This is a genomic window from Streptomyces sp. NPDC002619 (assembly GCF_042889305.1).
Lineage (GTDB): Bacteria > Actinomycetota > Actinomycetes > Streptomycetales > Streptomycetaceae > Streptomyces.
Genome location: NZ_JBIAQV010000020.1, coordinates 14,941 through 28,948 on the forward strand (window position 1 = coordinate 14,941; position 14,008 = coordinate 28,948).

General features: G+C 70.9%; 9 protein-coding genes. 2 read left to right on the plus strand and 7 right to left on the minus strand.

The genetic code is table 11. The features are described from left to right. Nucleotides 1-49: 49 nt before the first annotated feature. Complete coding sequence (locus ACFYXB_RS27245; RefSeq protein WP_389586773.1) at nucleotides 50-2,194, minus strand: N-6 DNA methylase; 2,145 nt, start codon at nucleotides 2,192-2,194, stop codon at nucleotides 50-52. A gap of 190 nt (nucleotides 2,195-2,384) precedes the next feature. On the opposite strand from ACFYXB_RS27245, the gene ACFYXB_RS27250 reads away from it, so the two are divergent. Together ACFYXB_RS27250 and ACFYXB_RS27255 are read left to right on the plus strand one after the other, a co-directional pair. Next, on the plus strand, nucleotides 2,385-3,080 hold the full coding sequence (locus tag ACFYXB_RS27250) for a hypothetical protein (protein ID WP_389586775.1): 696 nt from the start codon (nucleotides 2,385-2,387) through the stop codon (nucleotides 3,078-3,080). Nucleotides 3,081-3,248: 168 nt separating this feature from the next. Further along, nucleotides 3,249-3,998, plus strand: a complete 750-nt coding sequence (locus tag ACFYXB_RS27255; protein ID WP_389586777.1) for a hypothetical protein — start codon at nucleotides 3,249-3,251, stop codon at nucleotides 3,996-3,998. 16 nt (nucleotides 3,999-4,014) lie between these two features. Here the strand turns inward: ACFYXB_RS27255 and ACFYXB_RS27260 are convergent, their stop codons facing one another. The 6 genes from ACFYXB_RS27260 to ACFYXB_RS27285 all read right to left on the minus strand — a co-directional run bounded on the left by ACFYXB_RS27260 (nucleotide 4,015) and on the right by ACFYXB_RS27285 (nucleotide 13,849). Then, complete coding sequence (locus ACFYXB_RS27260) at nucleotides 4,015-4,758, minus strand: N-acetyltransferase (RefSeq protein WP_389586779.1); 744 nt, start codon at nucleotides 4,756-4,758, stop codon at nucleotides 4,015-4,017. 94 nt (nucleotides 4,759-4,852) lie between these two features. Next, complete coding sequence (locus ACFYXB_RS27265) at nucleotides 4,853-5,566, minus strand: HNH endonuclease family protein (protein ID WP_389586941.1); 714 nt, start codon at nucleotides 5,564-5,566, stop codon at nucleotides 4,853-4,855. Between the two features lie 173 nt (nucleotides 5,567-5,739). Then, a complete protein-coding gene (locus ACFYXB_RS27270) occupies nucleotides 5,740-6,654 on the minus strand; it encodes a hypothetical protein (protein ID WP_389586781.1) in 915 nt (304 codons plus the stop codon). Nucleotides 6,655-6,693: 39 nt separating this feature from the next. Next, nucleotides 6,694-10,227, minus strand: a complete 3,534-nt coding sequence (mfd, locus tag ACFYXB_RS27275; protein ID WP_389586783.1) for a transcription-repair coupling factor — start codon at nucleotides 10,225-10,227, stop codon at nucleotides 6,694-6,696. A 269-nt stretch (nucleotides 10,228-10,496) separates the two neighbouring features. Further along, complete coding sequence (locus ACFYXB_RS27280; RefSeq protein ID WP_389586785.1) at nucleotides 10,497-13,064, minus strand: ABC transporter permease; 2,568 nt, start codon at nucleotides 13,062-13,064, stop codon at nucleotides 10,497-10,499. Further along, on the minus strand, nucleotides 13,061-13,849 hold the full coding sequence (locus ACFYXB_RS27285) for an ABC transporter ATP-binding protein (RefSeq protein ID WP_389586787.1): 789 nt from the start codon (nucleotides 13,847-13,849) through the stop codon (nucleotides 13,061-13,063). Before ACFYXB_RS27285 ends, ACFYXB_RS27280 begins: the two co-directional genes overlap by 4 nt. Nucleotides 13,850-14,008 lie beyond the last annotated feature (159 nt).

Below are 14,008 nucleotides of genomic sequence, written 5' to 3' on the forward strand. Positions count from 1 at the left end.
CTGATCGCTTCGTACGACATCGCAGGTAGGCCCGGCGACGGGCGGAGCATCAACTTCCGTCGCGGGAGGCGCCGCGAAGAGCGTCGTGGGCGGCCGGGTCCGCCGCGACCGTCCCGTCCGTCAGCCCGTCGTACATCCCGCGCACGAGCTGCTCCCCGAGCCGGCCCGCGTGCCTGAGCGCCCGCTCGAACTCGTCGAGTGCGCGGAAGCGCGCGCCGTAGCGCCGCTGTTCGTCGAGCGGGAGCCGGGGCAGCTGGAGGCGGCGCACGTCGAGGCGCGTGGCGGTGGACGCGTAGCTGCTGGCCTGCCGGTTGTTGGCGGTGCCGCGCAGGAAGCCGGCGAGGAACCACGGATCGAGCGCCATGGGATCGGGGCGCAGGAGCACCAGGCTGCGCCCCAGGGCGGCGCCCCCCGTCGCGTCGTCGATGACGCGTGCCATCGAACCGCCGCCGAGCACCGGGACGACGACGTCGCCCGGTTCGGTGAGCACGGCCTCCTCGTCGCTCTCGGGCAGTGTCCCGGAGGGCGCGGTTCCGGCGAGGACGTCGTGGTCGGTGAGCACGGGCAGGCGCGCCTGACCGCCGTTCCCGCCTGTGCGCATCACCAGGGCGCCGCCGCGCGCGAGTTCACCGACGGTGGTGAGCGGCCAGCGCGTGGGCCGCGCGGACTCCGGGGGCGGCGGGGTGAGCCCGGAGGCCAGCCGCAGGGTCTCGCCGAGCCGCTCCCGAACGGCCGTGAGCTGCTCGGCGCCGTCGGCCGCGGTGGACGGCGGGAGGTGGCGGGCGGGGGCCAGGTCGACGTCGTCGTCGAGGAGTTCGATCACCGGCACGGAACGGGCCAGCCCCGGCCGCTCGTCCAGCCGCCCCGCTCGGTCGAAGGCACGCCAGGCGTCGAGGAGAGCGTCCCGCACGGCCTGCCAGTCCGGCCCGCCGCGCCCCTCCGTGGCGAACTGCCCGGTGTCCGCGAGCAGCACCTCCGGCTGCGCGGGCGCCCTGTCCGGCCGGCGCAGCATCCACACGTGGAGAGGGATGTTGTACGGCGGCGCCGCACCCACCGGCAGCGCCAGGACCGCACGCAGCGCACCGCGCCGCAGCAGATCGGCGCGGATCCGACGGCCGGAACGGCGCGAGGCCGCGGCGGGCGGCATGAGCAGCACGGCGGTGCCGCCGTCGGCGAGCCGGGCGAGCGCGTGCTGCACCCAGGCCAGCTCGGACTCGGTGCGCGCCGGGAAGCCGTACTCCCAGCGGGGGTCGTAGGCGAGTTCGTCGTGCCCCCAGTTGCGTTCGTTGAACGGCGGATGGCACAGGACCGCGTCGGCGCGCAGCTCCGGGTAGGCGTCGGCACGCAGGGTGTCGCCCGCGGCGCCGCGCACGGCTGCCCGCGAGTGCAGCGCCAGCCGCAGTGCGGTGAGCGCGGCCAGGTCGGGCGCGCTGTCCTGGGCGTACAGCTCCTGGTCGGGTCGGGTGTCGACGGCCCGCAGCAGTGCGCCGGTGCCGCAGGCCGGGTCGAGGACGAAGCGGGCGGGACCTGCGAGGTCGGCCATGAGCCCGGCGAGTTCGGCCGGGGTGAGCGTGTACTGACGGGGGTTGGCGTCCAGGTGCCGCCCCAACAGGAACTCGAACGCCTGCCGCGCCCCCGTCTCGGCTCCCAGCTCCGCAACGCCGCGGAGGAGGGGGACGGAGGGGAGCAGGGCGGGGGCGGTGGGGGTGTGAACGGCGGGGGTGTGAACCGAGGCCAGGTCGTTCACACCCGGCGCCCCGCTCGAGGGCTTCCCTTTGTGAACACGCCGGCCGCCCGTCGTGCCGAAGCGTGGGGCGATCACCTGCTCCAGCGCCGCGGGCAGCATCGCGGCGAGGCGTTCGTCGGAGCCGGCGCTCACCTCCAGCCACACGGTGGGGCGCTCATGGATGAGCAGCAGGGCGCAGCCCGCGTGCACCAGGGCGGTGACCGGGCCCTCGGGATGGCCGACGAGTTGCTGCCAGACCCGTTCACGCAGCGGGACCTCGGCGAGTTTGCCCTGCTTGCGCAGCCAGGCCTCGACCTCGGAGAGGGCGAAGGACGGACTCGTCTCGGTGCCGCCCACCGGTTTAGGGAAGTCGGCGTGCCGGCGGCGCCAGTTGCTGACGGCGGCCCGGCCGACGCCGGCGAGCCGTGCGATTCCGGCGGCGGTCACTTCTGTCGCGTTGTCCCGCACCCGCCCCACTCCCCTCGTTCCGCGTGTGACGCCGAGCATACCGGCACACACGTGATCCACCCCTTCACGCGCGTGTACACACATCATCGCGTGAATCGTGTTGACTCGGTTCACATACTCTGCTGTTATTGACCCAGCGAACGAGCGACCGCCGCACGGAGGCGGTCGCGATCTCGGGGAGGGGACAGTCATGGGGATGAAGGCCAAGGTCGCGCTGGGCGCCGTCGTGGGAGTCGTCATCATCGGTGCCGTGTCGGCGAACAGCGGGAACGGCAGCGACGGAAACGACGGCAACTCCGGCAAGGGCTCGTCGGCGTCCACCCCGCACGCGTCCGGTGGCAAGGGCGACGAGAAGGACGCGGCCAGATCAGAGGCGGCCGACAAGAAGGCCGCGTTCGACGGGGACGGCGAATTCCAGGTCGGCAGCGACGTCAAGCCGGGGACGTATCGCACCACCGGCAACACCGACGGCATGTGCTACTGGGAGCGCGCCAAGGACGCCTCCGGCGAGATGGACTCGCTGCTGGCCAACGACAATGTCAGCGGCACCAGTTACGTCACCGTCAAGCCGACCGACAAGCTGTTCAAGTCGAGCGGCTGCACGGACTGGGAGGCCGTCGACCCGAAGGCGAAGGGGTCGCCCGCCTCCTCGATGGACGGCGACGGCGGCATGTTCAAGGTCGGCACCGACATCGCGCCGGGCACGTACAAGTCGGCCGGCAACGCCGACGACTCCTGCTACTGGGAGCGCACCAAGGACGCCGAGCACGGGCTCGACTCGATCATCGCGAACAACAACGTGACCGGCACCGCCGTCGTCACCCTCCGCCCCGGCGACGCCTACTTCAAGACGACCGGCTGCGGGGACTGGAAGAAGACCGGCTGACCGAGCCGCCGTACGGCATCGCGGTCACCTGGTACGACACCGCGGTCGTCGCATCAGGCGCGGCGGTCCGGCATCCGTCGAGCCGCGCCCGGCCCCCGCACCAGCACCAGCACCAGCACCAGCACCAGCACCAGCACCCACCGCTCATCTCTTCACCATGGAACTCCCATGCGTTGCACCGCATTTGCCGCTCTCTTCCTCGCCGCCGCGGCCACCGCGGGGCTCACCGGCTGTCTGCCCGGGCAAGACAAGGCGGACAGCGAGCCGAAGGGTCCGTTCGCCGGACTGTCCGGCGGCGAGATCACCGACCGCGCCGTGAAGGCCACCACCGCCGCCTCCTCACTCCGTATGAAGGGGGACGTCCCCGACGACGAGAGCGGCGGCACCATCCGCATCGACATGGCCCTGGACAAGAAGGGCGACTGCGCCGGCACGATGAACGTCGGCGGACAGGGCAAGGCCGATCTGATCAAGACCGGCGACACCGTCTACATGAAGTACGACGAGGCGTTCCTGCGCGCGCAGAGCAAGGGCGAGCCCAAGGCCGACACCGACGCGGCCGTGGCGATGCTGGCCGGCAAGTGGACCAAGATGGCCGCGAAGGGCCAGGACGCCAAGGACATCGCCGGCTTCTGCGACCTGGACTCGGTGCTCGGTGGCGCCGAGGACGTCAACTCGGACGCCACCCGCGGGAAGACGACCACTGTGGACGGTACGCCCGCCCTCGTGCTGCACGAGAAGGACGGCAAGGACCGCTACACGCTGTACGTCGCCACCGAGGGCAAGCCGTATCTGCTGCGCATCGACAGCACGTCGGCCGAGGACCCGGGTTCCCTCACCTTCAGCGACTACGACGAGCCGGTGCCCGCGAAGAAGCCGGCAGGCAAGGTCATCGACCTGGACGCCCTCGGCGGCTGAACCCGGATGCGGCACCTCACAAGGGGTGCCGCATCCACACGTTTGGCTCCACGTACACCGCGTACCCTCGCTCCGGCTCGCAGCGGACGGGGACCAGAGCGCCGGGTACGTCGATGTCGCCCTGGGTGTCGAAGGGCAGGCCCGTCCAGGCGCGCCACTCCTCCAGCGAAGCGGCCACGGTCATGGATGCGGGCGCGATGGAGTCGATGACGGCGCCGGCCCGGGCGTGGACGCGCAGCCACGGGTCGTACGGGAGTCCGTCGGGCCGCGTCCGGTGCGCGTACTCGGTGATCGGGGTGCGGGGTTCGAGGTGCTTGGCACTGGGGCGGACCGGGGCGACCACCTCGGTGAAGCCCTGCGCACGGGTGTTGTCCCGCAGCGCCGAGAGCATCCGGACGGACAGTCCACGGCCCTGGGCGTGCGGGGCCACCACGATGGAGATCGCGCTGACCGTGTCGGGGCGGGTTCCGTGGCGCAGGTCGGCGAAGGCCCGGACCAGCACCTCGTCCCAGCCACGCGCGGGCAGGCCGCCCCGGCCTTCGGCGGCGACGGATACGGGCACGCTGTAGGCGTGCGCGACGACTTCGCCCCGCTCGTCCTCGGCGAACAGCACGTACTGAGGAAGTTCGGTCGGGATACGGCCGTAGTGCGCGTTGCCCACCGGGTCGTTGACCGTGAAGCGGGGCCAGGTGTCGGCCATGCCGACGACGTGTTCGAGCATGTCGGGCCGTTCGGAGAGCTTCGACACCTTGACGTCCATGCCGGCCACGGTAGGTGGGCGTGCTCACGGCCGGAAAGCGGTTTTACGCCGCCCCCGCACGCCAGTCGGACCCGCCGCCCCCCGATGCCTCACCTCAGCGCGCGTGAAAGCGCTCCGGTGCCTTCGTCGGGTTGCCGCCCGAGGGGAGCTTCTGGTCGGGGCAGGTGGTGAGGACCTTCTTCATGGCGGCCTTCTCCCCGGTGGTGACCCACAGGCCGTACTTCTTCTTCACCGCGACCTGCGCGGCGACGTACGCGCATCGATACCCCTTGTTGGGCGGCAGCCAGGTCGCCGTGTCGCCGTCGCCCTTGCCGCGGTTGGTGCTTGCGTCGACGGCCAAGAGGTTGAGCGGGTCGTTGGCCAGAGCTATCCGCTTACCGGCGTCCCAGTACTTGGCGCCCTTCTGCCAGGCGTCCGAAAGCGCGACGACGTGGTCGATGTCCACCAGGCTGCGGCCGCGACGGTACGTCACTTCCTTGCCGGAGTAGGGATCGGGTTCCAGCAGGCCGTAGGACACCTTGCAGTCGCCGTCGGTGAACTTCACCTCCTTCAGGTCGCGCTTGAGGATGTCGTCCCGGGTGTCGCAGGAGTTGGAGTCGGTGTCGGCCCAGGCCGTGCCGAACCGCTCCCGGTCGTAACCGGTCTTCGGCGCCCGGCCCTTGACGGTCAGGGACTCCGCCGCGGCCAGGGCGGCGCCCCCGCTCCCTGACCCCTGAGATCCCGAAGACCCCTTGTTCTGCAGGTCCGTACAACCGGCCACGGCGGCCACCATCGCGACGGCGATGACGGCAGCGCCCTTCAGACGCATCACGAGCGTCCCCCCTTGCTTTCCTGGGCCGCCCCCGCACGGGCGGATCGTTGTGCCGAACCCACGGTAACCGCGGGGAGGGGCGCGGTGGACAGGGGGCTCGCAGGGGGCGCTCGAGGCAACTCGGAGGTGTCGCCGGTCGCTTCCGGCGGCTCAGCGGGTCCGCTCGCAGCTCAGACCTTGCCGATCCCCAGCGTCGACTCCGAGGGCAGCAGCCCCGAGGACAGGACCGCGACCCAGTAGTCGCCGAGGAGTTCGGTGAGCCGGTCGACTCCGGTCGCGCCGAGTGTCCGCCAAGGGGCGGTGGCGAGCCGGTCGGTGTGGAGCTCGACCTCGCTGCGCAGTGCGCGCCCCGCCTCGGTCGCCGTGCCGTCCTCGTCCACCAGGCCGCGGGCCACCAGGCGTTCGCGTGCGGCCGTCCACTCCTCGGCGCTCCAGCCCCGGCTCTCGAAGCGCTCCACGGAGGCGGCGCCTATCGCGGCGAAGGACACGAGCGACTCGACCGGGTCGAGGTCCGCGAGGAGGAGGGCCGCGAGGTGGCCGTCGCCGCGGTGTTCGCGCAGGATCGTCGCCGCGTGCCACAGCTGCAGATGGGGAGCGTCCGGCCAGGGCAGTTCGGCGTTGGCCGCGGCGAGCGGGCGGGCCTCGGTGTTCGCCGCCTCCGCTGCGCGCCGGGCCAGGGCCGCGGCCTCGGCCGGCTCGGGGCCGTCGACGCGGTCGCCCAGGATCGCGCGGTAGGTCCGGTCGATCCCGCGCAGCCTCGCTTCCAGGACCTGCCGGGGGCTCGCGACCGTCCAGGCCGCGTCGATGTGCTGGGCGACCATGCGGGGGTTGAAGCTGTAGAAGGCGGAGGCGACCCGCTCGCTGCCGACGGCGCCCAACGGCGCGGCGCGCAGCGGGAAGTAGCTCGGCCAGCGCTCCTCGGTGTCGTACCCGAGCGCGGCCGCCTCCTCGAAGACCTCCGGCGCGTAGTAGAGGACCGCGTGCAGCGGTTCCAGCAGGTGCCACAGTTGGCGCGCCCGCGCCGGCGTCACCCCGCCGTCCCGCACCGTCCCGCTGCCGACCGGCTTACCGACCTGCTCGGACATGACCGACTCCCCCATCGCATCGTGCTCGACTGGCTGGGTCTACGATCCCAGGATCGACGCCAGGAACTCGCCGGTCCAGCCGAGCAACTCGCGCCCGACCAGCGGCTTGCCGCCCACCTTGGCCGTCTTCGGGCGGGGCACCAGCACCTGGTGGACCGCCGGCTTGATGACCGTCCCGGGGTACAGCCGCTTGAGCCGCAGTTCCTGCGACTCGCGCAACTCCACCGGCGCGAAGCGGATGTTGGTGCCCTGGAGCACGATCTCGCCGACGCCGCACGCGCGCGCGAGCATCCGCAGTCCTGCCACCAGCAGCAGGTTCTCCACCGGCTCGGGCAACTTGCCGTAACGGTCGACCAGTTCCTCCCGTACGGCCTTGATGTCCTCCTCGGAGTTGGCGGAGGCGATCGCCCGGTACGCCTGCAGGCGCAGCCGCTCGCCCGGCGCGTACTCGTGCGGGACGTGCGCGTCGACCGGCAGCTCGATCTTGACCTCGAGCGGCGGCTCCTCCTCGATCTCCCCGGTCTCCAGCTGCCGCCGGTAGTCCGCGACCGCCTCGCCGACCATACGGACGTACAGGTCGAAGCCGACACCCGCGATGTGCCCGGACTGCTCGCCGCCCAGCAGGTTGCCGGCGCCGCGGATCTCCAGGTCCTTCATCGCCACGTACATGCCCGCGCCCATCTCGGTGTGCTGGGCGATGGTCGCCAGACGCTCGTGCGCCGTCTCGGTCAGCGGCTTCTCCGGCGGGTACAGGAAGTACGCGTACCCGCGCTCGCGTCCCCGGCCGACACGGCCGCGCAGCTGGTGCAGCTGGGACAGGCCGAAGGTGTCGCCGCGTTCGACGATCAGTGTGTTGGCGTTGGAGATGTCGATGCCGGACTCGACGATCGTCGTCGACACCAGGACGTCGAACTTCTTCTCCCAGAAGTCCACGACGACCTGTTCGAGGGCCGACTCGGACATCTGGCCGTGGGCGGTGGCGATGCGCGCCTCGGGCACGATCTCGCGCAGCCGGGCGGCGGCACGGTCGATGGACTCGACCCGGTTGTGGATGTAGAAGACCTGGCCCTCACGCAGCAGTTCGCGGCGGATCGCGGCGCCGATCTGCTTCTCCTCGTACGGCCCGACGAAGGTGAGCACCGGGTGCCGCTCCTCCGGCGGGGTGGTGATCGTGGACATCTCGCGGATGCCGGTGACCGCCATCTCCAGGGTGCGCGGGATCGGAGTCGCGGACATCGTCAGCACGTCGACGTTGGCACGCAGCTTCTTCAGCTGCTCCTTGTGCTCGACACCGAAGCGCTGCTCCTCGTCGACGATGACCAGGCCGAGGTCCTTGAACTTCGTCTCCGAGGAGAACAGCCGGTGCGTGCCGATGACGACGTCCACCGCGCCGTCGTTGAGTCCCTCCAGGACCGCCTTGGCCTGGGTGTCGGTCTGGAAGCGGGACAGGGCGCGGACGTTCACCGGGAACTGCGCGTACCGCTCGCTGAACGTCCCGAAGTGCTGCTGCACCAGCAGCGTCGTCGGCACCAGGACCGCGACCTGCTTGCCGTCCTGTACGGCCTTGAAGGCGGCCCGCACCGCGATCTCGGTCTTCCCGTAGCCGACGTCGCCGCAGATCAGCCGGTCCATCGGGACCGACTTCTCCATGTCGTCCTTGACCTCGGCGATCGTGGTGAGCTGGTCGGGCGTCTCGACGTACGGGAAGGCGTCCTCGAGCTCGCGCTGCCAGGGGGTGTCCGTGCCGAAGGAGTGGCCGGGGGCGGCCATGCGCGCGCTGTACAGCCTGATCAGGTCGGCGGCGATCTCCTTGACCGCCTTCTTCGCGCGAGCCTTGGTCTTCGTCCAGTCCGCGCCGCCCAGGCGGTGCAGGGTGGGTGCCTCGCCGCCGACGTACTTGGTGATCTGCTCCAGCTGGTCGGTCGGGATGTAGAGGCGGTCGCCGGGCTGGCCGCGCTTGGCCGGGGCGTACTCGACGACCAGGTACTCGCGCGTGGCGCCCTGGACAGTGCGCTGCACCATCTCGATGTAGCGGCCGACGCCGTGCTGCTCGTGGACGATGTAGTCGCCCGCCTCCAGGGTGAGCGGGTCGATCGTCTTGCGGCGGCGGGCGGGCATGCGGGCGCCGTCCCGGCCGGCCGCCTTCTGGCCGGACAGGTCGGTCTCGGTGAGGACGGCGACCTTGAGCGCCGGGTCGACGAAGCCGTAGTCGATCGAGCCGCACGCCACATGCACGACGGACGGCGCGATCTGCCCGAGGTCGATCTCGAGGCGGGCCGCGACGCCCTCGCCGCCGAGTACCTCGACCGTGCGGGCCGCCGTGCCGTGGCCCTCGGTCACGAAGACCGTGCGCCAGCCGTCGGCGAGCCAGCCCTTGGTGTCGGCCAGAGCCTTCGCCGTGTCGCCGCGGTACGTCTCGGTGGCGTGCATACCCAGCTTCAGCGTGTCCGCGTCCAGTTCTTCGTCCGCCGCGAACGGCGACACGGACCACCACATCATGTCCAGCTCGCGCGCCCGGTCCCGGACGTCCGCGATGGACCACAGGGAGGCCGCGCCGACGTCGATGGGCGCCTCTCCGCCGCCCGCGGTGGCCGCCCAGGACGCCTGCAGGAACTCCTGCGAGGTGGCGACGAGGTCGGCCGCACGCGTGCGTACCCGCTCCGGATCGCATACGACGGCCATGGCGCCCTTGGGCATCACGTCGAGGAGCAGTTCCATGTCGTCGACCAGGACGGGTGCCAGGGACTCCATGCCCTCGACCGCAATGCCCTCGGCGATCCTGCCGAGCAGTTCGCCCAGCTCGGGGTGCTGTTCGGCGAGGGCACGGGCACGCGCGCGTACGTCGTCCGTCAGCAGGAGCTCACGGCAGGGCGGCGCCCACAGGCCGTGCTCGGCGATCTCCAGGGAACGCTGGTCGGCGACCTTGAAGTAGCGGATCTCCTCGACGTCGTCGCCCCAGAACTCGATGCGCAGGGGGTGTTCCTCGGTGGGCGGGAACACGTCGAGGATGCCGCCGCGCACGGCGAACTCGCCGCGCTTCTCGACGAGCTCCACGCGCGCGTACGCCGCCGCTCCGAGGGCGTCCACGACGGCGTTCAGGTCGGCGGTCTGGCCCGTCCTCAGGGACACCGGTTCCAGGTCGCCGAGGCCCTTGACCTGCGGCTGGAGCACGGACCGTACGGGCGCCACGACGACGGAGACCGGGCCCGTCTCGGGGTCGTCGGGGCGGGGGTGGGCGAGGCGGCGCAGGACGGCCAGGCGGCGGCCGACGGTGTCGCTGCGCGGGCTGAGCCGCTCGTGCGGCAGGGTCTCCCACGAGGGGTACTCGACGACGCCCTCCGAGGGCAGCAGCGTGCGCAGGGCGGCAGCCAGGTCCTCGGCCTCGCGCCCCGTCGCCGTCACGGCCAGCACAGGGCGGCCGGCCTCCCTGGCCAGGGCGGCGACCGCGAAGGGGCGGGCCGCCGGGGGGCCGACCAGGTCGACGTGCATGCGGTTGCCGTCCGCGGCCGCGCTGATCGCTTCCGCGAGTGCGGCGTCCTTGACTACGGCGTCGAGCAGACCGTGCAGGCTCATGGAGAGGGCTTTCCGTCCGGGAGGTGGGTAACGCAAAGAGCCCGACGCGGGTGCGGGCCGGGGCTCCCCAGCGTACGACTTGGCGTCGCCTTGCGCCGTTGCCTGTGGATAACGCCGGTTCCTGGTGGGCCAGGGTCGGTGGGTCGAGTGGGAACCTACAAACACGGACGAGCCCGGCGCCGAGAAGTCCCCCAGGACTCCTCGGCGCCGGGCCCTTCCCCCGCAACCCCCGTATGCGGTGGTCGTACGGACCGGTCAAGCCTGCGCAGCTACTCCGTAGCGATCGCGTTGAGTACGTTCATCCGGCCCGCCCGGAACGCCGGGATCAGGGCCGCGAACAGGCCCACGAACGCCGAGCCGATGAACACGCCGATGATCGTCGGCCAGGGGATGTCCAGGACTCCCAGGCCCTCCAGGGCGAGGAGCTTCTGGGCGGTCGCGCCCCAGCCCATGCCCAGGCCGAGGCCGAGCAGCGCGCCGAAGAGGGCGATGACCACGGACTCCAGGCGGATCATGCGGCGCAGCTGGCGGCGCGAGAGGCCGATGGCCCGCATGAGGCCGATCTCCCTCGTCCGCTCGACCACCGACAGGGCCAGGGTGTTCACCACACCGAGGACCGCGACGATGATCGCCAGGGCGAGCAGGCCGTAGACCATGTTCAGGAGCTGGCCGATCTGGTCCTTCAGTTCCTGCTTGTAGTCGGTCTGGTCCCGGACCTCGTAGGCGGGGTACGGCTTCATCGCCTTCTTGAGAGCCGTGTACGCCTGCTTCTCCTGGCCGTCCTTGGCCTTGGCGAACATGATCACGTTCGGCGGGATCTGGCTCTTGGGCAGGTACTTCTCCATCGTGGTGATGCTGGTGTAGCGCGCTCCCTGGTCGATCGCCGTGGAGTCGTCGGTGATGGCAGCGACCTTCAGCTCGGCCGTCCTTCCGCCCTTGAACGCGACGTTGATCGTGTCGCCGACGTGCACGCCGTGCTTCTTGGCGTAGTCGGAGCCGACCGACATGGCGTCCGTGCCGTAGGCGTTCTTCAGGGTGCCCTCGGTGGTCGGACGGCGCAGATCGTCGGCGTACGACGGGTCAGCGGCCGTGAGTCCGTCCTTGTCGGTCTTGCCGTCGGGCGAGGTCAGGGTGGCGTCGAGCATCTTGTAGCGGGTGACGTGGGCGAGGCCGGGCGACTGCTCCATGGCCTGTTCGGCCTTCGGGACGATGCGCTGGTTGCCCTGGACGATGAAGTCCGCGCCGACCGATTTGTCCAGCTCGCTGGTGGCGGAGGCGACCATCGAGGAGCCGACCACGGACAGGCAGGCGACCAGCGCCAGGCCGATCATCAGGGCCGCGCCCGTGGCACCCGTACGCCTCGGGTTGCGCAGGGCGTTGCGCTCGGCCATGCGGCCGACGGGGCCGAAGGCCCGCAGCAGCACCGCGCTGATCACCCGGACCACACCGCCGGCCAGCAGCGGACCGATGACGACGAAGCCGATCAGGGTGAGGACGATGCCCGCGCCGAGGACGAGCGAGCCGTCGCTCGCCTTCTTGGCCGTGGCCGCCGCGTACAGGGCGGCGGCGCCGGTTCCGGTGAGGACCAGGCCGATCAGTGCCCGTACCAGGCCGGCCCTGCCGTCAGCCGGGGTGCCCGCGTCGCGCAGCGCGGCCATCGGGGAGACCTTGCCGGCGCGACGGGCCGGGAGGTAGGCGGCGAGGACGGTGACGATCACGCCGAGGAGCAGCCCGACGACGGGGGTGGTCGCCTTGACGGTCAGGTCCCGGGTCGGCAGGTCCATGCCCATCGAGCCCATGAGCTTCATCAGTCCGACCGCGATGCCGACACCGGCGCCGACGCCGAGGACCGAGCCGACGAAACCGAGGAACAGGGCCTCGACCAGCACCGACCGGTTGACCTGGCCGCGGGAGGAGCCGATGGCCCGCATCAGGCCGATCTCGCGGGTGCGCTGGGCGACCAGCATCGAGAACGTGTTGATGATCAGGAAGATGCCCACCAGGAACGCGATCCCGGCGAAGCCGAGCATGGCGTACTTGATGACGTTCATGAACTCGCCGACGCCCTTGCGGTTCTCGTCGGCGTTCTCCTTGGCGGTCTGGAACTTGTACGTCCCCGCGCCGAGCGTCCGGGCGACGTCCTGCTTGAGCCGCGCGTCGGAGACGCCGTCGGCCGCGGTGACGTTGATCTGCGTGAACCGGCCGGTGGTGCCGAGCAGTTCGCGCTGGGCAGTGGCGGTGTCGAAGTAGACGACGGCGGCACCGGGGTTGGTCACCTTGAAGGTGGCGATGCCGACGATGCGTGCCGTGAAGTCACCGGTCTGCGCGATGGTGCGCAGTTCGTCGCCCATCTTCAGGTGGTGCTTGTCGACGGTGTCGGCGTCGACCATCACCTCGGTGGGCCCGCGCGGGGCGTGACCGGAGGTGATCTCCATGGAGCGCAGGTCGTTCTTCGTCCAGTTGCCGGCGATGGTCGGTGCGCCGGTGTTGGAGCCCATGTTGTCGTTGTCGCTGTCGACGACAGTCACGTTCATCGAACTGACCGCGCCCTCGGCCGACTTGACGCCGCCCGCGCCGGTCACCCGCTCCAGTGCGGAGGCGGGCAGCGAGAGCGGGACGCCGTTCTGCGGGGTCTCGTCGCTCTTGGCGTTCTTCGGCGAGACGGTGACGTCGGACGCGGTCACCGAGAACAGCTTGTCGAAGGTCGTGTTCATCGTGTCGGTGAACACGAGCGTGCCGCACACGAACGCCACCGACAGCAGCACCGCGATCGCCGACAGCGCCATGCGTCCCTTGTGCGCGAAGAAGTTGCGCATGGACGTCTTCAGGACGGTCATGACGTACGCCCCCGGGCGTCGAAGTCCTTCATGCGGTCCAGGACCTGATCGGCCGTCGGCTGGTGCATCTCGTCGACGATCCGGCCGTCGGCGAGGTACAGCACGCGGTCCGCGTAGGAGGCGGCCACCGGATCGTGGGTGACCATCACGATGGTCTGGCCGAGCTCGTCGACCGAGCGGCGCAGGAAGCCCAGCACCTCGGCACCCGCGCGCGAGTCGAGGTTTCCGGTCGGCTCGTCCCCGAAGATGATCTGCGGGCGGGCGGCCAGGGCGCGGGCGACGGCGACGCGCTGCTGCTGGCCGCCGGAGAGCTGGGTGGGCCGGTGCTTGAGCCGCCCGGCGAGGCCGACGGTCTCCACGACCCGGTCCAGCCAGGCCTTGTCCGGCTTGCGGCCGGCGATGTCCATGGGCAGCGTGATGTTCTCGAGCGCGTTCAGCGTCGGCAGCAGGTTGAACGCCTGGAAGATGAACCCGATCCGGTCCCGGCGCAGCTGGGTGAGCTTCTTGTCCTTCAGGCCGGTGATCTCGGTCTCGTCCAGGTAGATCTGACCGCTCGTCACGGTGTCGAGCCCGGCGAGGCAATGCATGAGGGTGGACTTGCCGGACCCCGAGGGGCCCATGATCGCGGTGAACCGCCCGCGGGCGATGTCCACGTCGACGTGGTCGAGAGCGACGACTCGGGTCTCCCCGGACCCGTACGCCTTGACGACCTGCCGGGCCCGCGCGGCAACGGCCGTAGGCCCTCCAGTGCCCCCGTGCCTGGGAATGGTCACAGCCGATGTCACGGTAAGTCTCCTATGTCGGTTGACGAATGGGCGGCGTGGAGCGCCACACCGGTGGATCGAGGTGGTATTTCGCGCTGTCGTACGTCGCGAAGCGGTACAACGATGAGTCTCGTGGGCGGCAGGGGTGCCGCGCGCTGGTGCGAAGCCCCGTCTTCTGCT